Below are 26,124 nucleotides of genomic sequence, written 5' to 3'. Positions count from 1 at the left end.
GACCCCGAAGGGGTGGAGGGGGCAGCGCGGCCTAAGCGGAGTAGCCCCCTCAGTCGCTCCGCGACAGCTCCCCCGAAGGGGAGCATCTAGCAAACCTAGGCCGCCTTGCGGCCCCGGCCCATCATCAGGGTGGTCAGGATCGAGCCCAGCACGGCCGGCAGGTCCTTGCGGGGGGTGACCCGGTCGACCATGCCCTTTTCCACGAGGTATTCCGAACGCTGGAAGCCCGGCGGCAGGGTCTCGCGGATGGTCTGCTCGATCACGCGGGGGCCGGCGAAGCCGATCAGGGCGCCCGGCTCGGCCAGGTGCACGTCGCCCAGCATGGCGTAGGAGGCGGTGACGCCGCCCGTGGTCGGGTCGGTGAGCACCACGATATAGGGCAGCGCCGCGTCCTTCAGCTCGTTGATCGCCAGGGTGGTGCGGGCCATCTGCATCAGCGACAGGGCGCCTTCCTGCATCCGGGCGCCGCCGGCGGCGGTGAACACCACGAGCGGGATCTGGCGGGCCAGGGCGGCCCGGGCGGCGGCGACGAAGCCTTCGCCGGCGGCCATGCCCAGCGAGCCGCCCATGAAGGCGAAGTCCTGGACCAGCACCACGGCCGGCGCGCCGCCGACATTGCCAAGCGCGATGGCCATGGCGTCGGGCTCACCCGTCGCCTTGCGGGCCGCCGCGAGGCGCTCCTTGTAGGGCTTGCCGTCCGAGAAGTGCAGCGGGTCCTCGGGCACGGCCGGGGTCGGCAGGGTCTCGTAGGCGCCGTCATCGAAGGTGAACTTGAAACGGGCTTCCGGCCCGATCCGCATGTGGCGACCGGCCGGCGTCACCCACAGGGCGGCTTCCAGGTCGGAGCGGAAGATCATTTCGCCCGTATCGGGGCATTTGACCCAGAGGTTCTCGGGCGTCTCGCGCTTGGAGAAGGCGCCGCGAACACCCGGGGCGATGCGCGACAACCATCCGCCGCCGCGTCGGCCTTCAGCCGAAGCCTTGGATTTGTCGCCCTTTTTCGGGTCCTGGGGTTCAGCCATAGCCATAGCCTTAAAGCCTCACTTCGTTCCCGACTCGCGCCGATCGCACAGCCTTAGCCAGCTCCGACGCCTTGGAAAGAACCTTCTCGGTCACGTTTTCGTTCAACTGGGCGGCCGATTCGATTTCGTCCACAAGCGCCGAGCCCACCACGGCGGCGTCGGCGACGCGGGCCACGGCGGCGGCCTGCTCAGGCGTACGGATGCCGAAACCCACCGCGACCGGCAGGCCCGAGGCCTTGCGCAGCCGCTCGACGGCCGGCGCCACGTCGGCGGCGTCGGCCGACTTCACGCCGGTCACGCCGGCGACCGAGACGTAATAGACGAAGCCCGAGGTGCGGCGGACCACCATCGGCAGGCGCGCATCATCGGTGGTCGGGGCCGCCAGGCGGATCAGGGCGATGCCCTCGACCTCCAGGGCGTCGGTCAGCGGATCGGCCTCTTCGGGCGGACAGTCGACGATGATCAGGCCATCGACGCCGGCCGTGGCGGCGGCGGCGGCGAAGCTCTCGAAGCCGCGGTGCAGCACCGGATTGAGATAGCCCATCAGGATCACCGGGGTGTCGGTGTCGCCTTCGCGGAAGGCGGCCACCAGGTCCAGCGTCCCTTGCAGGGTCATGCCCGAGCGCAGGCCGCGCTGGGCGGCGCGCTGGATGGTCGGACCCTCGGCCATCGGATCGGAGAAGGGAAAGCCCAGCTCGATCAGGTCGGCGCCGGCCCCCGGCAGGCCCTTCAGCACGCTCAGGGTGGTGGCGGCGTCGGGATCGCCGGCCATGACATAGGTCACGAAGCCGGCGCGGTTCTGCGCCTTCAGATCCGCGAAGCGACGGTCGATACGGTCTTTGGTCACGCTGGATAGGTCCTAGATCTTGCGCCCGAGAGCCTCGGCCACCGTGAAGATGTCCTTGTCGCCGCGACCGCACAGATTCATCACGACGATCTTGCCCTTGCCCAGCTGCTGGGCGATCTCGCCGACCCGGGCCAAAGCGTGGGCCGGTTCCAGGGCCGGGATGATGCCTTCCAGCTGCGAGCACAGCATGAAGGCGTCCAGCGCCTCCTGGTCGGTGGTCGAGACATATTCGGCGCGGCCGATCTCGTGCAGGAACGAGTGCTCGGGGCCGATGCCCGGATAGTCGAGGCCGGCCGAGATCGAGTGGGCGTCGATGATCTGGCCGTCGTCGTCCTGCAGCAGGTAGGTGCGGTTGCCGTGCAGCACGCCGGGGCGGCCGCCGGTCAGGGACGCGGCGTGCTTGTCGGTGTCGACGCCGTGGCCGGCCGCCTCGACGCCGATCAGGCGTACGCCCTCGTCGGCCAGGAACGGGTGGAACAGGCCGATGGCGTTGGAGCCGCCGCCGATGCAGGCCACGACGGCGTCAGGCAGGCGGCCTTCCATTTCCAGCATCTGGGCGCGCGCCTCGATGCCGATCACGCTCTGGAAGTCGCGGACCATCACCGGATAGGGGTGCGGGCCGGCGGCGGTGCCGATCAGGTAATAGGTGTCGTGCACGTTGGTGACCCAGTCGCGCATCGCCTCGTTCATGGCGTCCTTCAGGGTGCCCGTGCCCGAGGTCACCGGACGCACTTCAGCGCCCAGCAGGTTCATGCGGAACACGTTGGGCTTCTGACGTTCGACGTCGGTGGCGCCCATATAGACGACGCAGGGCAGGCCGAAGCGGGCGCAGACGGTGGCGGTGGCCACGCCGTGCTGGCCGGCGCCGGTCTCGGCGATGATCCGGGTCTTGCCCATGCGCATGGCCAGCAGGATCTGGCCCAGGGCGTTGTTGATCTTGTGCGAGCCGGTGTGGTTCAGCTCATCGCGCTTGAAATAGATCTTGGCCCCGCCGAAGTGCTCGGTCAGCCGCTCGGCGAAATAGAGCGGGCTGGGCCGGCCGGCATAGTGGGTGTTGAAGCTCTTCAGCTGTTCCTGGAACGCCGGATCGGCCTTGGCGGCGGCATAGGCCTCGCCCAGCTCCAGCACCAGCGGCATCAGGGTCTCGGCCACATAGCGGCCGCCGAAGTCGCCGAACCGACCGTTGGCGTCGGGATAGGCCGAGTAGTCGTTGGGCTTTGAGGGGGCGTTCACGAGATCATCCAAAGGCTGGGCAGCGCTACAGGCGTTTAACGGCGTCGAGGAACGCCGTGATCAGAGCCGGGTCCTTTAGGCCGGGACCGCGCTCCACGCCAGAGGAAACGTCCACCAGCGGCGCGCCGGACACCCGGATCGCGTCGGCCACGTTCCAGGGATCCAGCCCGCCGGCCAGGAAGTGCGGACGGGCGAAGCGCCGGCCGTCCAGCAGGGTCCAGTCGAAACGGGCCCCCGTGCCGCCCGGCAGAACCGAGCCTTCGACGGGCCGGGCGTCGAACAGGAACTGCTCGGCCACGGTCTCGAAGGCGCGGGCCTGGTCGACATCGGAGGCCGACGAGACCGAAAACGCCTTGATGACGCCCACGCCCGACCGCTCGGCGATCTGCCGGACCCGGGCGGGGGTCTCCTTGCCATGGGCCTGGATCAGGTCGGGCTTCATCGTCGCCATCAGGCGGTCGATCAGGGCGTCGTCGGGATCGACGGTCACGGCCACGGTCTTGACCGCCCCGTTCCGGCCTTGCAGGGGCGCCACCAGCCGCGCGGCGGCTTCCGGCGTCAGGTTGCGGGGGCTCTTCTCGAAAAAGATGAAGCCCAGATAGGCCGCGCCGCCGTTCACGGCCGTGCTCACCGCTTCCGGCGTCGAGAGCCCGCAGATCTTGGCTTTGGTCGTCATCACCGGGCAGTTACGTCCGGGGCAGGCCGGGCGCAAGGGGTTGCGCCGGATCGGACAAGGTGGCCCGCATCTCGCAGACCAGGCCTTCGGGCCGATAGTCCATGGTCGCCGCCCCCTTCAACTCGCCGCGCAGGCTGCGTTCGATCAGCCGCGAACCAAAGCCCCGGCGGGTCGGCGCCGACACGGCCGGGCCGCCTGACTCGACCCAGCTCAGGGCCAGGGCCCGGGCTTGCGGATCATAGGTCCAGCTCAACGCCACCCGCCCGTCCAGGTTCGACAGGGCCCCGTATTTCAGGGCGTTGGTTGCCAGTTCATGGAAGATCAGCGCCATGGTCAGGGCCCCGCCGGGCGCCAGCCAGACGGCGGGTCCGTCGATGCTCAGCCGGCCGGCAGCCACGGCGAAGGGGGCCATGGCCCGCTCGGCCACGTCGCGCAGCCCCGCCCCGTGCCAGCTCTCGCGGGTCAGCACGTCGTGCACCTGCGACAGACCCAGCAACCGCGCCTCGAACTTCTCGAAGGCCACGGCCGGGTCGGGCTCGGTCTTCAGGGTCTGGGCCGCCATCGACTGGACGGTGGCCAGGGTGTTCTTGACCCGGTGGTTCAGCTCGTTGATCAGCAGCCGCAGCTGGCCCTGATAATGCTGCTGCTCGCTCTCCACCTGCTTGCGGGCGGTGATGTCGGAAATGATGATCACCAGATAGGGCGGCTCGTCGCCCAGTTGCACCCGCGACACCGTCAGGTGGATCCAGATCAGCGACCCGTCGGCGCCCGACACGATCTGACGCTCGGCCACATAGCTGTCGGCCTCGCCCGCCAGCAGGGTGCGGGCCTGTTCCATGGCGTCCAGCCGGTCCTCGTCCTGGACCAGATCGCGGAACCGGCCCGCCAGCAGCGTCTCGCGATCGCGCCGGGTGATGGCGCAGAAGCGGTCGTTCATCTCCAGGAACACGCCGTCGCCCCCGACCCGGGCCACGCCCATGGCCGACTGGTCGAACACGGCGCGATAGCGGGCCTCGGCGGCCTCCAGCTTCATCCGCGCCTGGACGGTGGCGGTGACCACCTCGGTATAGAGCACCAGCCCGCCGATCGCGCCGTCATCGGTGCGCCAGGGGGCCATCGACCAGCGGATCCACTCCACCCGGCCGTTGCGGTCCACATAGCGGTCGCCCTCGTCGCCGCGCAGCTCGACCCCCTCGGCCAGCACCTGGGCATGGAAGTCGCGCCAGCGCTGCGGGATCTCGGGGAACACCTCGTAGTGGCGACGCCCGACCAGCGGCATGTCGGCCGGCAGGCCCTGATCGGTCAGATACTGCCGCGAGGCGGCCAGATAGCGCATCTGCAGGTCGAAGATCGCGATCCCCAACGGCGCATGCTGGAGCGCGATCGCCACGCTCGGCGAGGCCGACAGAAAGGACGCGTCCTCAACCATTCACACCCACCGGCCCGCGAGGCTGCCGCTGGCGCGTCCCGATCACGGCGACCGGGGGTCATTGCGCCCCTCTTGGAAACTGCGGTGAGGCTAGCCTCACGGCGAGCGCGAGTCATCGCCCATCATCCCCCAGGGGTTCACGTCAGCGTTGACGGACGCGGGACCGCGACCTCGCGCCGAAGCTGCGAGGGTGATGGAAAGGGTCGCGGAGCGTCCGGGCCTCGCCCGGATGATTGTGTTTTAAGTACCGTTTCGACGAAGCCGTCCGCTCCGCGTGACCGTTCTGGCGAAAGCGCGCGGCGCTCGAGCCCTGTTCGGGCCTCGCCGCCTTGAAGCCTCCGACGGGCGGACGGGATAGCGTTCCCGCCCGGACTGCCGATCCTTCCGGACCAGCCTGCTGCTCGCACGACCCTCGAAGTCACGTCGTTTTAGTTTTCCACGGCCGACCGCCGCCAGAGAACAACGAGGTTGACGGCCCGGAACGCAAGACGCCCCTCCCGCCATCGATTGAGCTTCCCGCTCGATCACCCCCCGCCGCCGCATCGGTCGCTGGCCTTGCGCCCTTTCCTCGCGACGAGGTGGCTACAGAATACGGGAGGTTTGAGCGCGGCTGCGTCGATTGTCTGGACGCTCGTACAGGTCCTCCCCCTAGCGGGGGAGGTGTCGGCGAAGCCGGCGGAGGGGGAAGTCCTGCAGACTCAATGCGGTGTTCCCCCACCGGCCTCCGGCCGCCTCCCCCTTCAGGGGGAGGACCTACAGCGTCAATCCCCGTCCCCATCCGTGGACGGGGCGATCGCTATCCCCGTTCTCATGGCTGTGGCGGGCAAGAGGCAAATGACGGTGAGAGGGAGCGTGAGCCCCTACCCCTCCGCCGCCCCCTCATAGGCCGCCATCATCGCCATGTTCAGGATCCGCGACACCGACGAGCTGAGCGGCGCGATCTGGATCGACTTGCTCAGGCCCAGCAGCACAGGGCCGATCACCGTGGCGCCGCCCAGCGACTGCACCAGCTTGGTCGAGATCGAGGCGGCGTGGATGGCCGGCATGATCAGGATGTTGGCGCTGTCGGTCAGGCGCATGAACGGGTAGTTGGCGCGCTTTTCGGGGTCCAGCGCCAGTTCGGGCGGCATTTCGCCCTCGTATTCGAAGTCGACGTCCATCTCGTCGAGCGTGGCCACGGCCTCGCGCACCTTTTCCGAGCGCAGGCCCATCGGGTTGCCGAAGGTGGAATAGCTCATGAAGGCGACGCGCGGCTTGAAGCCCAGGCGGGTGACGGCGCGGGCCGCCTCGCAGGCGATCTCGACCAGTTCCTCGGCCTCGGGCAGTTCGGTGACATTGGTGTCGGCCACGAAGATGGTGCGGCCCTTGGCCAGCACCACGCTCATGCCCATGATCCGGCCGCCGGGCGCGGGGTCGACGACGCGCAGCACCTCTTCCAGGGCCTGGTCGAAGCTGCGGGTGACGCCGGTGACCATGCCGTCGGCCTCGCCCAGCGTGACCATCGAGGCGGCGAAGCTGTTGCGGTCCTGGTTGATCAGGCGCTGGACGTCGCGCTTCAGATAGCCCTGGCGCTGCAGGCGGGCGTAGAGCGCGTCGACATAGTCGGGATTGCGGTCGCTAAGGCGGGCGTTGATGATTTCCAGGCCGGCCGTTTCCGGGTCCAGCCCCACCACCTTCATGTTCTCGGTGACCAGGTTCTCGCGGCCGCACAGGATGGCCTTGCCGTAGCCGCCGGTCTGGTAGGCGTAGGCGGCGCGGATCACCGACGGGTCCTCGCCCTCGGCGAAGACGATGGTCTTGGGATTGGCCAGCACGGCGCCGCTGATCTTCTGCAGGAAGCCGGCGGTGGGATCCAGGCGCTGGGCCAGACTGGCGCGATAGGCGTCCATGTCCTCGATCGGCTTGCGGGCCACGCCGGTGTCCATCGCCGCCTGGGCGACGAAGGGCGGCACGTACCAGATCAGGCGCGGATCGAAGGCCGAGGGGATGATGTATTGCGGGCCGAACTTCAGCTGGCGGCCGTGATAGGCGGCGGCGACCTCGTCGGGCACATCCTCGCGGGCCAGCATGGCCAGGGCGTTGGCGCAGGCGATCTTCATCTCGTGATTGACGCGGCGGGCCCGCACGTCCAGCGCGCCGCGGAAGATGTAGGGGAAGCCCAGGACGTTGTTGACCTGGTTGGGATAGTCGCTGCGGCCGGTGCCCATGATGGCGTCCTTGCGGACGGCGTGGACTTCCTCCGGCGTGATCTCGGGATCGGGGTTGGCCATGGCGAAGATGACCGGGTTGGGGGCCATGCTGGCGATCATCTCGGGCGTGAAGGCGCCCTTGGCCGACAGACCCAGCAGCACGTCGGCGCCCTTGACCGCCTCGGCCAGGGTGCGCTTGTCGGTGTCGACCGCGTGGGCGCTCTTCCACTGGTTCATGCCCTCGGTGCGGCCGCGATAGAGCACGCCCTTGCTGTCGACCGCGATGCAGTTCTCGGCGCGCACGCCCATGGCCTTGATCAGCTCCAGCGAGGCGATGCCCGCCGCGCCGGGGCCGTTGAGCACCACCTTGACGTCTTCCAGCTTCTTGCCGGTGATGTGGCAGGCGTTGATCAGGCCGGCGGCGCAGATGATCGCCGTGCCGTGCTGGTCATCGTGGAACACCGGAATGTCGAGCAGCTCCTGCAGCTCGGTCTCGATGCGGAAGCACTCGGGGCTCTTGATGTCCTCCAGATTGATGCCGCCGAAGGTGACGCCGATGTTCTTGACCACCGTGATGATCTCGTCGGCGTCCTTGGAGCTGATCTCGATGTCGATGCTGTCGACGTCGCCGAAGCGCTTGAAGAGGACCGACTTACCTTCCATCACCGGCTTGGAGGCCAGGGCCCCCAGATCGCCCAGGCCCAGGATCGCGGTGCCGTTGGAGATCACCGCCACCAGGTTGCCCTTGGAGGTGTATTCGTAGGCCATGTCCGGATCGGCGGCGATGGCGTGGACGGGAACGGCGACGCCGGGGGAATAGGCCAGCGACAGGTCGCGCTGGGTGGCCATCGGCTTGGTCGGCACGATCGCGATCTTGCCCGGGGTCGGATAGCGGTGGAAGGCCAGCGCTTCGGCGTCGGTGAAGGTCTTCTTCTCAGAGTCGCTCATGATGGCGTTCCCCGTCCTGCGTGCAAGTTGATGGGACGAGCCGGACAATGCGGGGCGCCCTTATGGGCGGGCACCGTAGCGGCGGCGCCGCGCCCTCACAACCTGTCGCGCGGGATAAAAGGGCGCGCAAACGCTTGTTGGGCTTGGCGTTGCGTCAACCTTGAGCGGCGACCGGCGCGCGATCCGAGATTGACCGGGCCCCGAAGAATGGGTGACTAGGCGGTCATGACAACGCCCGTGAAAATCGCCGTCGCCGGGGCCCTGGGCCGTATGGGACAGGCCGTCGCCAAGACCCTGGACGGGCACGCCCTGGCCGTCGCCGCCGCCCGCTTCGACCGTCCGGGCGCGGAAGGTCCGGGTCTGGTCGCGCGCGACGCCGCCCTGGCCGCCGCCGACGCGGTGATCGACTTCACCCTGCCCGAAGCCTCCGTTCTGCTGGCCGAGGCCTGCGCCGCACGCGGCGGCCCGGCCCTGGTCATCGGCTCGACCGGCTTCTCCGCCGAACAGCTGGCCCGCATCGACGCGGCGGCGACGAAGATCGCCATCGTCCGCTCGGGCAACTATTCGCTGGGCGTCAACATGCTGATGGGGCTGGTCAAGCAAGCCGCCGCCGCCCTGCCCGCCGCCGAGTGGGACATCGAGGTCTTCGAGGCCCACCACAAGCGCAAGATCGACGCCCCCTCGGGCACCGCCCTGATGCTGGGCCAGGCGGCCGCCGACGGCCGGGGCGTCGCCCTGCCCGAGGTCGAGGTGCGGGCCCGCGACGGCGTCACCGGCCCGCGCGAGGAAGGCTCGATCGGCTTTTCGGTGGTGCGCGGCGGCGGGATCATCGGCGAGCACAGCGTGATCTTCGCCGGCGAGGAAGAGGTGCTGACCCTGTCGCACTCGGCCACCGACCGGGGTTTGTTCGCCCGCGGCGCGGTCGCCGCCGCCGTCTGGGCCACGCGCCAGCCGCCCGGTCTCTACGACATGCAGGACGTTCTGGGCTTTCGTCCTTAGCCGCGCCCCACTAGACATGGAAAAGAGCCGGGGGGCTTGCATCTAGACTTGGGACCTGATGGCCGACCCGACGCCCGACTCCGCTCCCCCGCCCCGCCCCCGATGGCGCCGTGAGCGGCTGATCGACGCCGGACTGGAAGCCGTCTCGCTGTCGATGATGGGCGTGATCGCCCTGGGCATGCTGGCCTATGCCGGCCGTCGCGAGATCAGCCGGGAGCTGGCCGAGGGCTGGCTGCGCGACCACGGCATCGACGCGGTGGTCACGGTCGACGACCTGGACGCCAGCGGCTTTTCCGGCTCGATCCTGATGGGGCCCAAGGGCGACCCGATCTTCGCCGCCGAGCGCATCGAGGTGGCCTATGACCTTCAGGCGCCGTGGTCCGGGGGGCCGTTCGCCCTCGACACTCGCGCCGTGCGTCTGGTGCGGCCGCGCCTGAAGGCCAGCCTGACCGACAAGGGCCTGAACTTCGGCCCGCTGCAGCCGCTGATCGACGAGGCGCTGAGCTCGCCCAAGGACCCCAAGGCCACGGGCCCCGCCATCCTGGTCGAGAACGCCCGCGTCGACCTGCGCACCCCCGGCGGCCTGGCCCGCATCACCGGCGACGCCAGCCTCGACGACGGCAAGCTGCTGCGCTTCGACGGCCAGCTGGCCCGCATGCGCTATGCCGACAAGGATCTGGTGGTCGAGACCAAGGGGGCCCTGATCACCGCCCGCAAGCGCGGTGAGCGCCTGTCAGTGGTGGCGCGGTTCGATCTCGACACCCTGGTCAGCCAGGCCGTCGAGCTGGACGAGGCCAAGGGCGAGCTGAGCGCCGACCTGGCCTATCCCGACCTGACCCGTTTCAGCGCCGACGGTCCCGCCGCGCTGCGCGCCGCCTTCACCGCCGACGCCATCCGGGTGGGCGACGCCTCGGCCGGGGGCGTGGCGGCCAGCCTGGACCTGGCCGGCCGGCTGGACGGCGGGCTCGCGCAGGTTCGGTTCGACGGCCATCTGACCGGCAAGGCGCGCGGCGACACCCTGGAATCGCCGCAGGTCAACGCCCGCGACATCGGCCTGGACCTGGCGCTGGACACCGTCTCGGTCGTGCGGCGCGACCAGAGAATCGGCGCCCGGATCGGCGGCTCGGTCTCGGCCGAGGCCGGTCAGGCCCTGGCGGGCGGCGCGGCCGTGCGCGGCGGCGCGGCGCGGATCGCCTCGACCGGCCTGATCCTCTCCAGCGACGCGAACGGCGGCGCGATCAATGGCCCGCTGGCCCTGCAGCTGGGCGCCAGCCGGCTGGCCGGCGGAGCCCTGGCCCTGACCAGCCTGGCGGCCAACGCCCAGGGCAGGATCTCCGGCCCGCTCAACGCGCCCGGCCTGACCCTGGAGGGCTCGGCCGGCGCCGACAGCGGCATCTCGGGCCCCGACGCCGAGCGCCTGGCCGCCGCCCTGCCCAATCCCGCCTATGCCCGCACGGCCGCCCAGGCCCTGCGCACGTTCGACCTGCGCGCCCCGGCCCTGAAGGTCAGCGTCCAGAATGGCCGCACGGTCCTGAGCCTGCCCCAGCCGATCACCCTGGCGGCGCCCAATGGCGTCCAGGCCCGTATCGCCGCGCCGCGCGGAACCCTGCTGGACCTCACCGGCAACCAGGGCCAGGGCGGCCTGGCCGCCAGCCTGACCGGCGGCGGCCTGCCCAACCTGCGGATCGACGCGCCGGACTGGCGGATGACCGACGGCGCGCTGGCCGCCCATGTCACCCTGACCGGCGACCATATCGACATCCCGCCGGCCGAGGGCGTGGCCGGCCAGATCGCGGGCCGGGTCCAGTTGGCGGGCGCGCGCTTCAGCTTCGCCCTGGACGGCTGCACCCCCCTGGGCGCCCGACGCCTGCTGGTCGGCGAGACGCCGCTCAGCGCGCCGAAAGTGACCCTCTGCCCCGGCGCGGCCCCGCTGATCGCCTCGACCGGCGCCGGCTGGACCGCCTCGGCCCGGTTCAAGGCCCTGGAATCCTCGCTCGACGAGGCGCAGGCCAGGATCAGCGACGGGGCCGGAACCCTGACCGCCAGCGGCGCCGGCGCGCCCGAGCGGGCCGAAGCGCGGCTGGAGCAGGGGGTGCTGAGCGACGCGGCCGAGACCCGCCGCTTCAATCCGATCAAGACCGCCGGCCGGCTGGTGCTGGCCAATGGCGTCTGGAGCGGGGCGATCGACGCCAGCACGCCCGTCGGCCAGCCGCTGGGCCGGATCACCCTGCGCCACGACGTGGCCCAGGCGCGCGGCCGGGCCGAGATCGACGCCAGCAAGCTGGCCTTCGCCAAGGACGGCCTGCAGCCGGGCGACCTGTCGCCGATGGCCGCCTGGGCCACCCAGGCCACCGGCCCCGCCACCTTCACCGGCCTGTTTACCTGGGACGCCGACGGCATGACCAGCAAGGGCCGGCTGGTCGCCGACAGGATCGACTTCACCAGCCCGATCGGCTTCGTCGCCACCCTGGACGGCGGCATCGACTTCACCAGCCTCACCCCGTTGATCAGCGCGCCCGACCAGAGCCTGAAGATCACCCGGGTCGACGCCATCGTGCCGCTGGAGGCCTTCGGCGCCTTCTTCAGCCTGGGCGCGGAGTCGCTGCACATCTCGTCGGCGGCCTTCAACGCCGCCAAGGGCCGGGTGTCGATCGAGCCCACCGACGTGCCGCTGGACCCGACCAAGCCGATCCGGGGCGTCATCGTCATCGAGCATCTGGACCTGGGCGAACTGATCGCCGCCTCGTCCTTGGTGGAAAAGGTGCAGCTGGACGCCGTGGTCGATGGCCGCCTGCCGTTCGAGTTCGGCCCCAAGGGCTTCCGGTTCCTGGACGGGAAGATCCACGCCATCCAGCCGGGCCGGATGGCCATCTCCCGCGCGGCCCTGACCAGTGTCCAGACCGGCGAGGCCAGCGCGCCCGGCGCGCCCGCGCCGCCGGTCAACGCCATCCAGGACTTCGCCTATCAGGCCATGGAGAACCTGGCGTTCGACACCCTGGAGGCCGGGGTCAACAGCACCGACGGCGGGCGGCTGAGGATCCTGTTCCACATCAAGGGCGAGCACGATCCCAAGGTCGCCGAAAAGGCCCGGATCGCCGTGCTGGACCTTCTGCGCGGCCGCGCGTTCAACAAGCGCATCGCCCTGCCGGCCAAGACGCCGGTTGACCTGACCCTCGACACCTCGCTGAACTTCGATGAGCTTCTGGACGCTTGGCGACGCGCCTATAAGGGTGAAGACCCTTCTGTTGCGCGTTCAGCCCCGGTTCAGCCGTGACCGCCGACTATTCACTCGAACTGGAGACAGACGCATGAGAAAGCGCGCCCTACTGACGGCCCTGATCGCGATGGGAGCGCTCGGCGCCTGCACGCCGACGATCCGCGTCAAGGTCGATCCCATCAACATCTACGCCAAGCTGGACGCCGACGTCCGGGTGCGACTGGACAAGGAAGTCCAGACGCTGATCCAGCAAAACCCCAACCTGTTCTAGGAAAGGCGCCGACATGATCCGCAAGACACTCACGGCCGTCGCCATCGGCCTTTCGCTCGCCGCCGTCGGCGTCGGCGCGGCCTCCGCCCAATCGGCCGCCGCCAAGGCCGCCGTCGACGCCGCCAAGGCCGCCGGCACGGTCGGCGAGCAGGCCGACGGCTATCTGGGCATCGTGGCCGGCGGCGACGCCGCCCTGCGCGCCTCGGTCGCCGAAATCAACACCGGCCGCGCCGCCGCCTACAAGGACATCGCCGCCAAGACCGGCGTGACCCCCGAAGCCGCCGGCCAGGCCACCGCCAAGCAGCTCTACAGCCGCCTGGCGCCGGGCCAGTACTGGAAGCCGCTGGATGGCGGCTGGATGAAGAAGTAGCAGATCCTCCCCCTAGCGGGGGAGGTGTCGCCCCGGACTTGATCCGGGGCGACGGAGGGGGAAGCAGCGGCTCAGTCACTGCCGACTTCCCCCTCCGGCCTTCGGCCGCCTCCCCCTTCAGGGGGAGGATCTTTGTGGAACCGCCCCCGCCGCTCCCCTAAGAACGGCCGCATGGCCGCCTCCACCAGATCCCTGGTTCCCTACGCCGCGCTGCTGGGCGCGATCGTGACGCTGTGCGTCGGTACGTCCTTCGCCAAGACGCTGTTTCCCATCGTCGGGGCCCAGGGGACGAGCGCCTATCGCGTGGGTTTTTCGGCCCTGGTGCTGCTGATCGTCTGGCGGCCCTGGCGGCATCCGCTCAAGCCCGCCGACCTGAAGGCCGTGGCGCTGTACGGGGCGGTGATGGGGTTGATGAACCTCAGCTTCTACATGGCGCTGCGCACCATCCCGCTGGGCGTGGCCATCGCCATAGAGTTCACCGGACCCTTGGCCCTGGCCCTGATCCATTCGCGCAAGCTGATCCATTTCGTCTGGATCGCCCTGGCGGCTCTGGGCCTTGGCCTGCTGCTGCCGCTGAAGGGCGGCGCGAGCGCGCTGGACCCGGTCGGGGTCGGCTTCGCGGCGATGGCGGCGGTGTTCTGGGCGCTCTACATCGTTCTGGGCAAGCGCGCCGGCCACCTGCACGCCGGGCGCGCCGTGGCCCTGGGCATGACCACCGCCGCCCTGATCCTGGTCCCGATCGGCCTCTTCACCGCCAAGGCCAACCTGTTCCAGCCCAAGCTGCTGGCCCTGGGCCTGGTGGTGGCGGTGCTGTCCAGCGCCATTCCCTATTCGCTGGAGATGATCGCCCTGAAGGGCATCCCCAAGCGCAGCTTCGGCGTGCTGCTCAGCGCCGAACCGGCGGTCGGAGCCCTGGCGGGGCTGGTGATGCTGGGCGAAAGGCTGGCGCCGCTGCAAGGACTGGCGATCGGCGCGATCGTGGCGGCGTCGGTCGGGACGATCCTGACGACGCCGGCTGAGGAACCCGTCAGCGCGGAGGGGGTGGGCGCCTAGAGCCTTTTAGCTTCATATGGAATCATATGAAGCGTTCAAAAAGGCTCTAAATCATACACTTAGAGCGCGATAACCGCCGAAACCGCGTGCACTTTCGGCTATCGCGCTCTAGGCGCCCCGCGCCACGAACCAGCCGTTGCGGAACCCCTCATCCGCCTTGCCATAGGTGAAGGCCCCGCCGTCCGGCTTGGTGAACCTGCCGCCCGCCGCGGCCAGGATCGCGTGGCCCGCCGCGGTGTCCCATTCCATGGTCGGCCCATGGCGCGGATAGATGTCGGCCGAGCCCTCGGCGATGCGGACCATCTTGATCGAGCTGTCCATCGGGGTGCGCAGGTCAAAGCCGTACTCGGCGGCCAGCTCGGCCGCGCGCTCTTCCTTCATGGTGTGGCTGACCAAGGCGATGGCCTGCCCCTTGGGCCAGGCGCGCGCCGAGACCGGAACGTCGGGGCCGCCGGGGGCCATGCGCTTGAGGACGCCGTCGGCCGTGGTGAACCAGGCCTCGCCGGTGGCCGGGGCCACGATCGCGCCGGCCACGGGGACGCCGTTCTCGATCAGGCCGATATTGACCGTGAAGTTGGGATCGCCGCGCACGAAGGCCTTGGTGCCGTCCACCGGATCGACCAGAAAGAAACGCGGGCCGATGTCTTCCGGCGCGCCGAACTCGCTGGCGTGTTCTTCCGACACCGTCGGGACTGCGGGGAACTGCTCGGCCAGGCGGCGCAGGATCAGGCGCTCGCCGGCCTGATCGGCCTCAGTCACCGGGCTGGCGTCGGCCTTCTGAACCACAGCAAGCTCGGTGCGCCAGAACGGCAGGATGACCTGGGCGGCCTCTTCGCAGATCAGGGCCAGGGCGCGACCCCAGTCAGCGAGGGGAAGATGGTCGGAGGCGCTCATTCAGGATCCCCTGGGGTCGTCGCCGACGAAGGTCAGGGTCACGCGCTGGGCGTCGATCATCTGCTTGCCGGCGTCTTCGAAGTTGACGGTGACGCGGTGTCCGATCACGGATTGCACCTGTCCAAGCCCCCAGTCGGGGCGGTCAGGGTGGCGCACGAGGACGCCCGGTTCGAGAAACGGATCCATAAGGCCTCCCTGATAAGCCGCGCGTCCAGTTTGCCAAAGCTTCAAATCACGCCAGAGTTCGCGCCCATGACCGACAGCCAAGTTCCCGCCGCCCCCACCCCGGCCCCCGCGACGCCCCCCGCGACTGGGGCTATCGACGTGCAGGGTCCCGATTTCGCGGCCCTGCTGGCCGCGCGCCTGTGTCACGACTTCATCAGCCCGGCCAGCGCCATCGTCTCGGGCCTGGACCTGCTTGAGGATCCGGCCGCCCAGGACATGCGCGAGGACGCCATGAGCCTGATCGCCTCGTCGGCGCGAAAGCTGGCCGACCTGCTGCAGTTCACCCGCGTGGCCTTCGGCGCCTCGGCCTCGGCCGAGAACTTCGACTCCCGCGAGCTGGAAAAGCTGGCCCAGGGCGTGTTCGACCACGTTCGCCCGACCATGGTGTGGGCCATCGAGTCGCAGGCGATGAACAAGCCCTCGGCCCGGGCCGTGCTCAACATCGCCCAGATCGCCGCCAGCGCCCTGCCGGCCGGCGGGGTCGCCACCCTGAAGGGCGTCACGGCCGAGGGCCGGTTCCTGATCACCGCCGACTCGCTGGGCGCCCGGGCCCGGCTGCGGCCCGAGGTGCTGGCGGGCCTGAAGGGCGAGGCCCTGACCGAAGGCCTGGGCGGCCCGTGGGTGCAGGCGGCCTATCTGCACGCCCTGGTGCGCGCCGCCGGCGGCCAGATCGCCGTCGAGGTGGCCGAGGATCGCGTCAGCCTGGCCTGCTGGGTTCCCGCCTGACCCCATCGCGGGTGAAAACACCAAACATGCTCACCGCTCCTTAACCTCGGCGCCCGACCATGGAGCCTTGGATTGGAGCATGCCGTGAAGACCTGTCTGGTGGTCGACGACAGCCGGGTGATCCGCAAGGTCGCCCGCCGGGTCCTGGAGGACATCGGCTTCGAAATCGCAGAGGCCGCCGATGGCATGGAGGCTCTGGCGTGGTGTCGCGCGGCCATGCCCGACGCGGTGCTGCTCGACTGGAACATGCCGGTGATGAACGGGATCGAGTTCCTGCGCCAGCTGCGCGCCGAGCCGGGCGGCGAGGCGCCGACCGTGGTCTTCTGCACCGTCGAGAACGATGTCGACCACATCCGCACCGCCCTCGAGGCCGGGGCCAACGAATACATCATGAAGCCGTTCGACGGCGAAATCATCGCGGCGAAGTTCGCCGAGGCGGGTCTGCTGTGACGCCCGAGGACATGGAACTGCTGGCGGCCCTGGGCCGGGCCCGCGCCGGCCTCAAGATCGACGTCGACCGCACCTATCTGGTCGAGACCCGCCTGGCGCCCCTGGCCCGGCGCGAGGGCTTCGACTCGATCGAGGCCATGATCTCCGCCCTGCGGGCCAAGCGCGAGGAGCGCCTGATCTGGGCGGTCATCGAGGCGCTGACCTTCAACGAGACCAGCTTCTTCCGCGACAAGGACCTGTTCGCGCACCTTCGCGACGAGGTCCTGCCGACCCTGTCCAGGTCCCGGCGCGATCAGCCGATCCGCATCTGGAGCGCCGCCTGCTCGACGGGCCAGGAGGTCTACTCCCTGGCCATGGCGGCGGCCGCCAGCGAAACGCTGGACCCCGGAACCCGCTTTGAATTCTTCGGCTCCGACCTGTCGGAGCGCTGCCTGGAAAAGGCCCAGAGCGGCCTCTACACCCAGTTCGAGGTCCAGCGCGGCCTGCCGATCCGGCTGCTGGTCCAGCATTTCGGAAACCAGGACGACACCTGGGAGATCTCGCCGCGCATCCGCCAGTCGGTGCGCTGGAAGCGGATCAACCTGCTCAGCGACCTGTCTTCGCTGGGTCGTTTCGACGTCATCCTGCTGCGCCATGTGCTCAGCGGCCTGGAGCCCAGCCTGCACGGCCGGATCGTCGAAAGCCTCGCCGCCCTGCTGGCGCCGGACGGCGTGCTGGTGCTGAGTCCCGACGATCACCTGCCCAACAGCGCGGGCGACCTGGTCGAGGCGACCGAACAGGCCGGCGTCTTCGTGCGCGGCCAGGCCCGGGCCGTGGCCGCCGCCTAAGGTCTGGCGGCCTCCAAGGCGACGCCCTTCAAACGCGCCAGGCCCGCCGCCCAGGTTCGCAGCCGCGCGCCCAGGCCCGGCTCTCGCGACGGCATCATCGCGAAGGTGTTGGCCAGCTTGCCATACAGCAACAGGGCGTCCCGGCTGGCTATGGCCGGACGCAGGCCCATGCCGTCGACCACCTGCCGCGCGACGGTGCGGAAGGCCACCAGACCAGGATCGTGGCGCTCGGGCGTGCGGCAGTCGGAGAAGTCGGGCGACAGGCCGCAGCCGTCGCGAATCGCCGCCTCGATCGCGCGGGCATAGTCCGCGTCGCGCGCCATTCGGTCGACATCGATCACCAGGTCGGCCTGGGGCAGGGCCCTGAGATAGGACAGCAGATACACCGCCATGAACGCGGCGAACGACACCTGGGGGTGGGCTCGCTTCAGCCGGCGACGCACGGCGGCGATCCGGTCGGCCAGCGCGCCTCGCGGAGCGCCTCCCCGCCCCAGCAAGGCCTGGGCGGCGTCATGCTGGCCCGGCGTCTCGGCCAGGATCACATACTGGCACAGCTCGAAATAGGTCGGCCGGGGCCGGCGGCGCAGGGAATAGAACGACAGCCACTGCTGCACCGGATCGCGGATCAGCACGATGTGGAAGCCGTCAAAGCGCCGCCGCAGCCAGGCGATTCGGCCCAGGGTGCGGCAGCAGGCCAGAACCGGCGTCTCTCCCCGCGCGCGCGCGGCGCCGATCAGGCCCTCGACATAGGCGCCCTGCTCGGGATCCTCCTCTTCGGCATCGAGGAAATAGCGGTCGAGGGCGAAGCGGCTTTCATAGCCGCGCACGCCCCCGGCCGGATCGAGCACCGGCGAGAACTCCTGCAGATAGGGCTCGGCCCCGCCGGGATGGCGCAGGCCGCTGTTGTCGGGCGTCTCGGCGGGGATGGTCCGCGCGGTCAGCCGCGCCAGCTGCTCATGCCAGGGCTCGTAATAGGCGCGCACGCCGGGCAAGGCGCGAAAACGGCTCCAGACATAGGTGCTGGAACACCTCCAGCCACTGTGGACGAAGACGGTTCGGCCGGAGGATGACGACACGCGAAACAGGTCCCTGCGATGCGAAGTCGCCGAGCTTCGCCGCCGAACCTAACGTGCGTATCTCCGCCACGTTTCAACCTGGAAACGAAATCCGCGCCGAGCGCGAGACACAGAAAAGCCCGCCGATCGCGTGACCGGCGGGCTTTCTTCGGATCCGTGGAACCGAGCCTAGTTCTTGGCGTCCTTGGCGGTGTCGGTGACGGCCTTGCCGGCCGACGAGACGTCCTTGCCGGCGCCTTCGACGGTGTTGCAGGCGGCGACGGAAAGGCTGGCGGCCAGGGCGGCCAGGATGATCAACTTGCGCATGGGTGTTCTCCGCTGGTTCGGCCCAAGACGGGGGTGGGCCGTTCAGGGGGACAACGCCTGCGGCGAAGCTAGGTTCCGGGCGCCGGCGGCGCTTGCGGCGTGGGAAAGATCAGGCGCACCAGGAGGCCGGTTTCACCCAGGCGCTCGAAGGAAACCTTGCCGCGCAACTGGCGGGCGAAGGCGTTCATCAGGGTGCGTCCCACCCCCTCGGCGACGCCGTCCACCGAACCGGGGCCATCATCGCCGATCGACAGTTCGGCCTCCTCGCCGCGCACGACGAAATTGACCGTCAGCACCCCGCCGCGCTCGCTGAACGCATGCTTCTGGGCGTTGGTGATCGCCTCGACGGCGAACAGCGCGATCGGCGCCAGTCGGTCGGGGTCGATGACCAGAGGGTCGGCGTGAACCTCGGTGCGCACGCCGCCATGCAGGTGAATATTGGCGTCACCGGCCAGCAGCAGCGCCGTCAGCTCCTCCAGGAACGGGCGCAGGTCGACCCGCTTCAGGTCAGGTCCCTGGTAGAGGGCGCGATAGATCTGGGCCAGGGCGGTGATCCGCTGGCGCGTGTCGTTCATCGCCGCCTTGGCGGCCGGATCGGTCAGGGCCCGCTGCTGCATGTTGAGCAGCGAGGTGATGATCTGCAGATTGTTCTTCACCCGGTGATGGATCTCGCGCATCAGCGCGTCCTTCTCGGCCAGGCTGTCCATCAGGGATGCGTCGCGGGCCACGATGGCGCCGGCCATGTCATCCAGGGTCGCGGCCAGTTCGCGGATTTCCGGCGGCGCGCGCTCGGCCTGCAGGGGGCGCACGGTAAAGCGGCCCTTGGCGTAGATGGCGGCCACGCGCTGCAGATAGATGATCCAGCGGATCACCGCCCGCTCGGCCGCGTACAGCACCGCGCCCAGCGCCAGGGCGAAGGCCAGCAGCGGCAGCACCAGGCGCGAGATCGGATTGATCCACGCCCAGGACACCAGGCCCGGCGACGGCGCCGACAGGACCAGGAAGACCTCCTTGTCGACCAGCGGCGCCGCCGAATAGGCCCGCTCGCGATTGTTGAGGTCCTTGGCCGACCACTGGGCGACCCCGCGTTGGGCGGCCTGAGCGCGCCAGCCCATGGGCGGGGCGCCGAAGGCGCTGGGCTGGGTGGCGGCGAACATCTTGCCGTGGGAGTCGATCAGGGCGATCTCGGCGCCCTGGGGCATGAAGCGATTGGCGGTTTCCAGACGCAGGCTGCGCAAGGTCAGCACCGCCACCATGGCGCCGTCGAAGCGCTGGTCGCCGGTCCTGGCGCGAACGGCGGCCAGGACGGCGGGTTCGTCGGCATAGACCGCGCCCGGCGCGCTGGCCACGACCATGTCCTGACCACCGGCCAGCTCGCGAAACCAGGCGCGACCGGCGCGATTGGGATCAGGCGGCGTGGTCGCCGCCGCGCATGACACGCGGCCGCGGGAGTCAAAACGGATCAGGTTGGCGTAGCCCGGCAGCCGGGCGCGCACATCGGCCAGGCGCTGGGCGCACTCCAGCCCCACCGAGCCAGGACCCAGGGTCTGCAGCAGGACGCCGGCCGCCTCGATGCGGGCGCGGGCGATCGCGGCGCTGCGCCCCACGGCCAGCTCCAGGCTCTGGCGTCGCGAGTCGGCCTCGGCCCGGAAGGCGAAGATCGACTGCAGGCCGCCAAGGATCAGGACAGGCAGAAGCGCGACAACAAGCGCCGCGGCCAGGCGCACTCGGATAGAGGTCGCGATCTTCGCGCCTCGCCTTGCGAAAGGCTTCACCGCAAGGAGCTCAATCGCTCCGCGTCGGCCAGGATCGAGCCCATCGCCTCGCCGGCCGAACGGCCGTCACGGTCATAGGCCCCGGCCTCGAGGATGGCCTGCAAGGCGCGACGGGCGCGGCTGACCCGGCTCTTGACCGTGCCCACGGCGCAGCCGCAGATCTCGGCGGCCTCTTCGTAGGCGAACCCGCCGGCGCCGACCAGGATCAGGGCTTCGCGCTGTTCGGCGGGAAGCATGCCAAGGCTCAGACGCAGCTCGTCCAGCGCCACCGGCGCTTCGGGATCATCGACGGCGACCAGGGTCCGCTCGGCGGCTTCCTGGTCAAGCTGGCTCTGGCGCCACGAGCGGCGCTTCTCGGAATAGAACTGGTTGCGCAGGATCATGAAGGTCCAGGCCTTCATGTTGGTGCCCAGTTGGAAACTGGCGCGGGCGTCCCACGCCTTCATCATGGCGTCCTGGGCCAGGTCGTCGGCCGCGGTCGGATCGCCCGTCAGCGTGCGGGCGAAGGCGCGCAGATGCGGAATGAGCGTGACGAGTTCTTTCTTGAATACCGTGTCGCGCTCGGGATCGAATGGCGAACGGCCCACCTGGGTCTCCGTCATGCTCATTTCTCTCCCGCAGGCTTGTCAGCCTTGCGCAGGATTTCGAGAAACTCGTCCGGGACCGCCTCGTTGACGACCTCGTCGAACATCTGGCGCAGCTTAACGCCGATGGCCTGCTGGCGCAGACGGGCTTCGTCCAGCGCCGGAGCGCCCTTGCGGTGATCTTCCATGGGTACGTGTTCGATCATGTCCTCGACGCCGAAATAACGCGACGCCCGCCCCCTTTGGCCGAATGTGTCTCTGCCAGTGGTCAACGCCGTTTTCCGTATCCGGTTCCCGAAGCTTGGGCATAAGATGGCAAAATTCCGCGATCGGCGGAACCGCCTTCGTGAGGCGGCGTTAAACACCCTGATCGAATGGCCTAGCTTGACCATTGGGTCGCGTTTTCACGAAGACACCGCATCGGGAGGGGTCATGAGTCTTCTTGCTCGGCTGGCGCCGCATCTGCCTTACATCCGCCGCTACGCCCGCGCCCTCACTGGCGATCAGAATACCGGGGATCACTACGTCCGGGTGGCGCTTGAAGCGCTGGCCGCCGGGGATCGTTCCCTGGACGCGGACCTTTCTCCGCGCGTCGCGCTGTACCGCGTCTTCCACGCCATCTGGCTGTCGTCCGGCGCCCAGCTGGAAGCCCGCCGCGACGAAGGCCATACGCCGGCGGACGACGCGGCCCAGCGTCTGATGCGGATCGCCCCGCGTTCGCGCCAGGCCTTCCTGCTCACCGCCCTGGAAGGCTTCACACCGACCGAGGCCGCGCAGATCCTGGATTGCGAGTTCGGCGAGGTTGAACGCCTGATCTCCGAAGCCCAGACCGAGATCGACGCCGAACTGGCCACCACCGTGCTCATCATCGAGGACGAACCGGTCATCGCCGCCGACATCGAGGCCCTGGTCCGCGAACTGGGTCACGAGGTCACCGACATCGCCGCCACGCGCGGCGAGGCGATCGAGGCGGTGGCGCGCAAGACGCCGGGCCTGGTGCTGGCCGACATCCAGCTGGCCGACGGCTCGTCGGGCATCGACGCGGTCAAGGACATCCTGGCCCGCCTGGACGTGCCTGTGATCTTCATCACCGCCTTCCCCGAACGCCTGCTGACCGGCGAGCGGCCCGAGCCGACCTTCCTGATCACCAAGCCCTTCCAGCCGGAAACGGTGAAGGCGGCGATCGGTCAGGCGCTGTTCTTCCATCCGCGAAAGACCCGCAAGGCGGCCTAGAGCCGTCCAGAACGACAGCACGTCAACGGCCGCCCCCGCAGGGGCGGCCGTTTTCGTATCGGCTCAGGATCGGGAACGGCTAGTTGGCGGGCGGGGTGGTGTTCTGCCGGGCCGGGCTCTGCTCGGTGCTGTAGCGGCTGGCCTCGGCCGGCGTCTTGGCGCCGTTGTTGTGCTCGACCGCCGCCAGGTCATTGGAGCGGAAGCCCCAGGCGCCGAACAGGGCGATCGCGGCCAGAACGGTGGACACCACCAGGATCGCGAAGATGTGCTGACCCCAGCGTCCCTGGCGGGCGCGCGTCGCGTTCAGGTGGACAGGGGCGTCATCGTGAATGTCGGCGGACATGAAGACCTCCTTCAAGGCATTGAATAGGCGGACGCCAGAGCGTGGGCTGGAGACAGCCGCGCCTGGAACGCCTGGACGACGCCGGCCGAGCCCGCGACGGCGGTGATGACCACCAGCGCCATGAGGCGCTTGCGAGCGGCGCGCTGGCGTCGGCTGGGCGTCAGGCTGAAAACGGTTCCGCCATGCTGGGCTTGATAGGTGCTGATCATGGCGTCCCCTCGTGTGTCGCGATAACGGTCGGCTCGACCGTCCACAGAACAACGCTTCCCGAGAGCCGCTGTTCCGTGCGCCTGGGGCCCGCAAAAAAACCTGGAAAAAATGCGGGCCGCCTGGAACCCGGCCGCCAGGACCGCGTTTTCCTATTGCGGAGGCGGCGACGCCCCCCCGACTTGAGGCTGGCGCAAGCTGGCCTGTCGCCTCCGCACCCCCCCCTTTTTTTCGTGAAGCGACTTCAGGGCGGACCGCCAGTGGCCCGCCCCTTTCTTTGCGCGCCGTTCCAGCGATCAGCGCGCAGGCGTCGCCAGATCGAAGAAGATGTCCGCGCGGCGGCGCAGCGGCGCGCTCGCGCCCCCGCCCGTCATGGCTCCCGCGTCGCCCACCACCATCGTATCGAACTCCACCTGGGCGAAGCCCGCCTTGCCCAGGGCCCGGGTCACGGCCTCGGCCCGGCGCCGCGACAGCGCCATGTTGACGTCCGCCGCGCCCACGGCGTCGGCTAGGCCGACCACGCGCGCCTTCTGGACGCCGCAGCCCCGGGCCATGGCGCGGGCGCTGTTCAGCACTGACCGCGCCTCGCGGGTGATGCGGGCCTCGTCGCGTTCGAAATAGAGCGAGACCTGAAAATCGGCGCAGACCGCCGGGGCGATCTCGATCGCCGCCCGGGTCGGTTTCCAGGGCGCCGAAGCGCAGCCCGCCAGGGTGAGGCCCACGACGCCCGCCAGGGCCAGGGTCATCTTGCTCATCGCGTTTTTCCTTGCCGGACATGCGAAGGGGCGACCGACTTGGCCGGCCGCCCCTTGGGTTTTCTCTGGACCTGATCGTCCCTTAGCGAGGACGACCGTCCTCCCAGAAGTAGCGGCCGCTCTTGGAGTCGTAGTAATAGTAACGACCCGCGCGCTCGTCATAGTACTGGCGGCGATTGACCGCGTCGGCGCCGCAGCCGCCGTCTTCGCGGCAACCCTTGACCGCCCCGGCCGTGCCGCCGAGGGCCGCGCCGATCGCGGCTCCCGTGCTGGCGCTGCCGCTGCCGACATTGTTGCCGATCACCGCGCCGGCCAGCGCGCCCAGGGCGGCGCCGCCCGCGGCGTTGCGTTCCACATTACCCGTGGAGGTGCAGGCCGAAGCCATCAGGCCAACCCCCATCAGGGCGATCATCATCGTTTTCATCGTGGCTCTCCAATCGAGCAGTCCCGGTCTGGCTAACGGCCGCGCCCGGGCAAGGTTCCGCGCGGAACCTCGGCAAAGCTGCGCCGTTAGCCAAGACATCGAGTTCAGTGGGGGATCGCCAGTGCGGCGCGTCGAAATCATAGCCAATATCGCCTCGGGATCGGTCGGCCCCGACGCCCCCGCCGAGGCCGAGCGGATCCTGACCGAACACGGGGTCGAAGGCTCCGTGCACACCCCCGGCGAAGGCCAGCTGGAGGCGTGCCTGCGCGAGGTCATCGATTCCGCCCCCGACGCGGTCTTCATCCTGGCCGGCGACGGCACCGCGCGCGCGGCGGCCGAGATGTCGGGACCTGACGGCCCCCCGATCGCGCCCCTGCCCGGCGGCACCATGAACATGCTGCCCCGCGCCCTCTATGGCGAGCGCACCTGGCAGGAGGCCATGGCCGCGTGTCTGGAGACCGGCGAGCCGCGCATGGTCTCGGGCGGCGAGGTGGCCGGACGGCTGTTCTTCGTCGCCGCCATCCTGGGCAGCCCGGCCCTGTGGGCCGAAGCGCGCGAGGCGGCGCGCTCCGGCAAGGTGCGCCTGGCCATCTCGCGCGCCCAGCGCGCCTTCCGCCGCGCCTTCTCCGGCCGGCTGCGCTATACGCTGGACGGCCGCCCCAAGGGCAAGACGGAGGCCCTCACCCTGATGTGTCCGCTGGTTTCCACCGCCCTGGACGAGGACGAGCGCGCCCTGGAGGTCGCGGCCCTGGACCCGACCAGCGCCCTCGACATCTTCCGTCTCGGCGTCAACGCCCTCAGCGGCCACTGGCGCGAGGATCCTTCCGTCAGCATGGGTCGCTGCCGCGTCGGCCGTGTCTGGGCCGGCGGTCACATCCCGGCCATCCTGGACGGGGAACCGATGCGGCTGGACCCCGAGGTCCACATCCGCTTCCGGCCCAAGGCCTTCCGCGCGGTGTCCCTGCCGCAATGAGCCCAACCCGCAAGATCATCCAGGTGTCCGACATTCACTTCGGCGGCGAGAACGTCGAGGCGGTGCAGGCGGCCCTGGAGCGCTTTCACGCCGAAAAGCCCGACCTGCTGATCGCCGCCGGCGACCTGACCCGCGACGGCGCCGTCGATGAGTTCGACGCCGCCAAGGCCTGGATGGACCAGACGCCCGAGCCGCGCCTGATCGCCCCGGGCAACCACGACGCGCCCTATATGGGGCCGCTGGAAATCGTCGAGCGCCTGATGCGGCCCTGGCGGCGCTATGAGGACCGTTTCGGATCCGCCGACGATGTCGCCTGGCGCGGCGAGGGCGTGTCGGCCTTCACGCTGAACAGCGCGCGCGGCGCCCAGATCCGGCTCAACTGGTCGAAGGGCGCGGTGTCTCGCGGCCAGACCCGGCGCCTGAAGCGCCGCCTGCTGGCCGCGCCGAAGGATCAGGCCAAGATCGTCGTCTGCCATCACCCCCTGGTCGAGATCACCGGCGGGCCGATGACGGCGCGGGTGCGGGGCGGAAGCCACGTGGCCCAGACCCTGACCGAGGCCGGCGCCGACCTCGTGCTGTCGGGGCACATCCACGTCCCCTTCGTCGCGCCCTATCCGTTCGGCGACGGCCGGACGGTGGCGGTGGGCTCGGGCACGCTGTCGATTCGCGAGCGCGGCGCGCCGCCCAGCTTCAATGTCATCGAGATCGACCCGAGCGAGATCCGCGTGACGGCCATGGCCTTCGAGCGCACGGCGTTCCAGGTCTGGCGCAGCTGGGCGTTTCCGCGCCGGACATGAAAACGGCGCGGCCTGAGCCGCGCCGTTTCCGGGGTTCGTCTCAGGCCGCCCGGCCTCGAAACAGGTGCATGACCAGCGAGACCAGGAACAGGACGACGAACACGTAGAACAGGATCTTGGCGATGCCGATGGCCGCGCCGGCCAGGGTGGTGAACCCCAGCAGACCAGAGACCAGGGCCACCACCAAGAAGATCAACGCCCATCTCAGCATCGGAATCTCCGGATCGCTCCGCGGCGGACCGGCGGAGGGTTGGACTTCGGCGTCGCGGGAGCGA

At 69.6% G+C, this 26,124-nt stretch carries 29 protein-coding genes; 11 read left to right on the top strand and 18 right to left on the bottom strand.

What is annotated here, in order from left to right; all coding sequences use genetic code 11:
- Window positions 1-95: 95 nt before the first annotated feature.
- From ACQY9P_RS08210 to ACQY9P_RS08185, 6 genes are all read right to left on the bottom strand, one after another.
- A complete protein-coding gene (locus ACQY9P_RS08210; protein WP_421739741.1) occupies window positions 96-1,028 on the bottom strand; it encodes an acetyl-CoA carboxylase carboxyltransferase subunit beta in 933 nt (310 codons plus the stop codon).
- Window positions 1,029-1,032: 4 nt separating this feature from the next.
- Window positions 1,033-1,869, bottom strand: a complete 837-nt coding sequence (gene trpA, locus ACQY9P_RS08205) for a tryptophan synthase subunit alpha (protein WP_421739742.1) — start codon at window positions 1,867-1,869, stop codon at window positions 1,033-1,035.
- 12 nt (window positions 1,870-1,881) lie between these two features.
- Window positions 1,882-3,102 (bottom strand): tryptophan synthase subunit beta, encoded by a 1,221-nt coding sequence (gene trpB, locus ACQY9P_RS08200; RefSeq protein ID WP_421739743.1) that lies wholly within the window; start codon window positions 3,100-3,102, stop codon window positions 1,882-1,884.
- A gap of 25 nt (window positions 3,103-3,127) precedes the next feature.
- Window positions 3,128-3,778, bottom strand: coding sequence for a phosphoribosylanthranilate isomerase (locus ACQY9P_RS08195; RefSeq protein WP_421739744.1), 651 nt, complete (start codon window positions 3,776-3,778; stop codon window positions 3,128-3,130).
- Between the two features lie 10 nt (window positions 3,779-3,788).
- Window positions 3,789-5,207, bottom strand: a complete 1,419-nt coding sequence (locus ACQY9P_RS08190; RefSeq protein ID WP_421739745.1) for a sensor histidine kinase — start codon at window positions 5,205-5,207, stop codon at window positions 3,789-3,791.
- Window positions 5,208-6,067: 860 nt separating this feature from the next.
- Window positions 6,068-8,344: an NADP-dependent malic enzyme gene (locus tag ACQY9P_RS08185; RefSeq protein WP_421739746.1), complete on the bottom strand. Its 2,277-nt coding sequence runs from the start codon at window positions 8,342-8,344 to the stop codon at window positions 6,068-6,070.
- Between the two features lie 225 nt (window positions 8,345-8,569).
- Between ACQY9P_RS08185 and dapB the strand changes: the two genes are divergently transcribed.
- The 5 genes from dapB (at window position 8,570) to ACQY9P_RS08160 (ending at window position 14,254) form a co-directional block, all read left to right on the top strand.
- Window positions 8,570-9,343 (top strand): 4-hydroxy-tetrahydrodipicolinate reductase, encoded by a 774-nt coding sequence (gene dapB / locus ACQY9P_RS08180; protein WP_421739747.1) that lies wholly within the window; start codon window positions 8,570-8,572, stop codon window positions 9,341-9,343.
- A 58-nt stretch (window positions 9,344-9,401) separates the two neighbouring features.
- On the top strand, window positions 9,402-12,617 hold the full coding sequence (locus ACQY9P_RS08175) for an intermembrane phospholipid transport protein YdbH family protein (protein ID WP_421739748.1): 3,216 nt from the start codon (window positions 9,402-9,404) through the stop codon (window positions 12,615-12,617).
- Window positions 12,618-12,651: 34 nt separating this feature from the next.
- On the top strand, window positions 12,652-12,831 hold the full coding sequence (locus ACQY9P_RS08170; RefSeq protein ID WP_108489247.1) for a YnbE family lipoprotein: 180 nt from the start codon (window positions 12,652-12,654) through the stop codon (window positions 12,829-12,831).
- Window positions 12,832-12,844: 13 nt separating this feature from the next.
- Window positions 12,845-13,201, top strand: a complete 357-nt coding sequence (locus ACQY9P_RS08165) for a YdbL family protein (RefSeq protein ID WP_421739749.1) — start codon at window positions 12,845-12,847, stop codon at window positions 13,199-13,201.
- A gap of 171 nt (window positions 13,202-13,372) precedes the next feature.
- On the top strand, window positions 13,373-14,254 hold the full coding sequence (locus ACQY9P_RS08160) for an EamA family transporter (protein ID WP_421739750.1): 882 nt from the start codon (window positions 13,373-13,375) through the stop codon (window positions 14,252-14,254).
- Window positions 14,255-14,362: 108 nt separating this feature from the next.
- On the opposite strand, the gene cysQ is transcribed toward ACQY9P_RS08160, so the two are convergent.
- Window positions 14,363-15,148, bottom strand: coding sequence for a 3'(2'),5'-bisphosphate nucleotidase CysQ (cysQ, locus tag ACQY9P_RS08155; RefSeq protein WP_421739751.1), 786 nt, complete (start codon window positions 15,146-15,148; stop codon window positions 14,363-14,365).
- Entirely contained in the window at window positions 15,149-15,334 is a 186-nt protein-coding gene (locus ACQY9P_RS08150) for a DUF3553 domain-containing protein (protein WP_035049074.1), read from the bottom strand. It lies immediately after the preceding gene.
- 66 nt (window positions 15,335-15,400) lie between these two features.
- Between ACQY9P_RS08150 and chpT the strand changes: the two genes are divergently transcribed.
- The 3 genes from chpT (at window position 15,401) to ACQY9P_RS08135 (ending at window position 17,376) form a co-directional block, all read left to right on the top strand.
- Window positions 15,401-16,099, top strand: a complete 699-nt coding sequence (gene chpT, locus ACQY9P_RS08145; protein ID WP_421739752.1) for a histidine phosphotransferase ChpT — start codon at window positions 15,401-15,403, stop codon at window positions 16,097-16,099.
- 72 nt (window positions 16,100-16,171) lie between these two features.
- Window positions 16,172-16,549, top strand: a complete 378-nt coding sequence (locus ACQY9P_RS08140) for a response regulator (protein ID WP_421739753.1) — start codon at window positions 16,172-16,174, stop codon at window positions 16,547-16,549.
- Window positions 16,546-17,376 carry a CheR family methyltransferase gene (locus ACQY9P_RS08135; RefSeq protein WP_421739754.1) on the top strand — a complete coding sequence of 277 codons (831 nt, stop codon included), beginning with the start codon at window positions 16,546-16,548 and terminating at the stop codon, window positions 17,374-17,376. Before ACQY9P_RS08140 ends, ACQY9P_RS08135 begins: the two co-directional genes overlap by 4 nt.
- On the opposite strand, the gene ACQY9P_RS08130 is transcribed toward ACQY9P_RS08135, so the two are convergent.
- The 5 genes from ACQY9P_RS08130 to ACQY9P_RS08110 all read right to left on the bottom strand — a co-directional run bounded on the left by ACQY9P_RS08130 (window position 17,373) and on the right by ACQY9P_RS08110 (window position 21,323).
- A complete protein-coding gene (locus tag ACQY9P_RS08130; protein WP_421739755.1) occupies window positions 17,373-18,452 on the bottom strand; it encodes a hypothetical protein in 1,080 nt (359 codons plus the stop codon). The genes ACQY9P_RS08135 and ACQY9P_RS08130 overlap by 4 nt on opposite strands.
- A 168-nt stretch (window positions 18,453-18,620) precedes the next feature.
- Window positions 18,621-18,758: an entericidin A/B family lipoprotein gene (locus tag ACQY9P_RS08125; protein ID WP_421739756.1), complete on the bottom strand. Its 138-nt coding sequence runs from the start codon at window positions 18,756-18,758 to the stop codon at window positions 18,621-18,623.
- 68 nt (window positions 18,759-18,826) lie between these two features.
- Window positions 18,827-20,533 (bottom strand): sensor histidine kinase, encoded by a 1,707-nt coding sequence (locus ACQY9P_RS08120; protein WP_421739757.1) that lies wholly within the window; start codon window positions 20,531-20,533, stop codon window positions 18,827-18,829.
- Window positions 20,530-21,135 (bottom strand): sigma-70 family RNA polymerase sigma factor, encoded by a 606-nt coding sequence (locus ACQY9P_RS08115; protein ID WP_421740132.1) that lies wholly within the window; start codon window positions 21,133-21,135, stop codon window positions 20,530-20,532. Before ACQY9P_RS08115 ends, ACQY9P_RS08120 begins: the two co-directional genes overlap by 4 nt.
- A gap of 2 nt (window positions 21,136-21,137) precedes the next feature.
- Window positions 21,138-21,323, bottom strand: coding sequence for a NepR family anti-sigma factor (locus ACQY9P_RS08110; RefSeq protein ID WP_421739758.1), 186 nt, complete (start codon window positions 21,321-21,323; stop codon window positions 21,138-21,140).
- A gap of 226 nt (window positions 21,324-21,549) precedes the next feature.
- On the opposite strand from ACQY9P_RS08110, the gene ACQY9P_RS08105 reads away from it, so the two are divergent.
- Window positions 21,550-22,350 (top strand): response regulator, encoded by an 801-nt coding sequence (locus ACQY9P_RS08105; protein ID WP_421739759.1) that lies wholly within the window; start codon window positions 21,550-21,552, stop codon window positions 22,348-22,350.
- Between the two features lie 79 nt (window positions 22,351-22,429).
- Here ACQY9P_RS08105 and ACQY9P_RS08100 read toward each other — a convergent pair whose 3' ends face one another.
- From ACQY9P_RS08100 to ACQY9P_RS08085, 4 genes are all read right to left on the bottom strand, one after another.
- Window positions 22,430-22,693 (bottom strand): hypothetical protein, encoded by a 264-nt coding sequence (locus ACQY9P_RS08100; protein ID WP_421739760.1) that lies wholly within the window; start codon window positions 22,691-22,693, stop codon window positions 22,430-22,432.
- 11 nt (window positions 22,694-22,704) lie between these two features.
- Complete coding sequence (locus ACQY9P_RS08095) at window positions 22,705-22,902, bottom strand: hypothetical protein (RefSeq protein WP_421739761.1); 198 nt, start codon at window positions 22,900-22,902, stop codon at window positions 22,705-22,707.
- Between the two features lie 294 nt (window positions 22,903-23,196).
- The gene (locus ACQY9P_RS08090; protein ID WP_421739762.1) at window positions 23,197-23,655 is read right to left on the bottom strand and encodes an OmpA family protein; all 459 of its coding nucleotides are present in this window, start codon (window positions 23,653-23,655) and stop codon (window positions 23,197-23,199) included.
- 82 nt (window positions 23,656-23,737) lie between these two features.
- Window positions 23,738-24,079 (bottom strand): YMGG-like glycine zipper-containing protein, encoded by a 342-nt coding sequence (locus ACQY9P_RS08085; protein WP_421739763.1) that lies wholly within the window; start codon window positions 24,077-24,079, stop codon window positions 23,738-23,740.
- A gap of 121 nt (window positions 24,080-24,200) precedes the next feature.
- Between ACQY9P_RS08085 and ACQY9P_RS08080 the strand changes: the two genes are divergently transcribed.
- Both ACQY9P_RS08080 and ACQY9P_RS08075 read left to right on the top strand, forming a co-directional pair.
- Window positions 24,201-25,052, top strand: a complete 852-nt coding sequence (locus ACQY9P_RS08080; protein ID WP_421739764.1) for a diacylglycerol/lipid kinase family protein — start codon at window positions 24,201-24,203, stop codon at window positions 25,050-25,052.
- A 23-nt stretch (window positions 25,053-25,075) separates the two neighbouring features.
- A complete protein-coding gene (locus ACQY9P_RS08075; RefSeq protein WP_421739765.1) occupies window positions 25,076-25,849 on the top strand; it encodes a metallophosphoesterase family protein in 774 nt (257 codons plus the stop codon).
- 40 nt (window positions 25,850-25,889) lie between these two features.
- Here the strand turns inward: ACQY9P_RS08075 and ACQY9P_RS08070 are convergent, their stop codons facing one another.
- Window positions 25,890-26,060 (bottom strand): DUF1328 domain-containing protein, encoded by a 171-nt coding sequence (locus ACQY9P_RS08070; protein WP_421739766.1) that lies wholly within the window; start codon window positions 26,058-26,060, stop codon window positions 25,890-25,892.
- Between the last annotated feature and the right edge of the window lie 64 nt (window positions 26,061-26,124).

This window comes from Caulobacter sp., assembly GCF_965279145.1.
Classification (GTDB): domain Bacteria; phylum Pseudomonadota; class Alphaproteobacteria; order Caulobacterales; family Caulobacteraceae; genus Caulobacter.
This window is presented reverse-complemented; position numbering and strand designations above follow the sequence as displayed.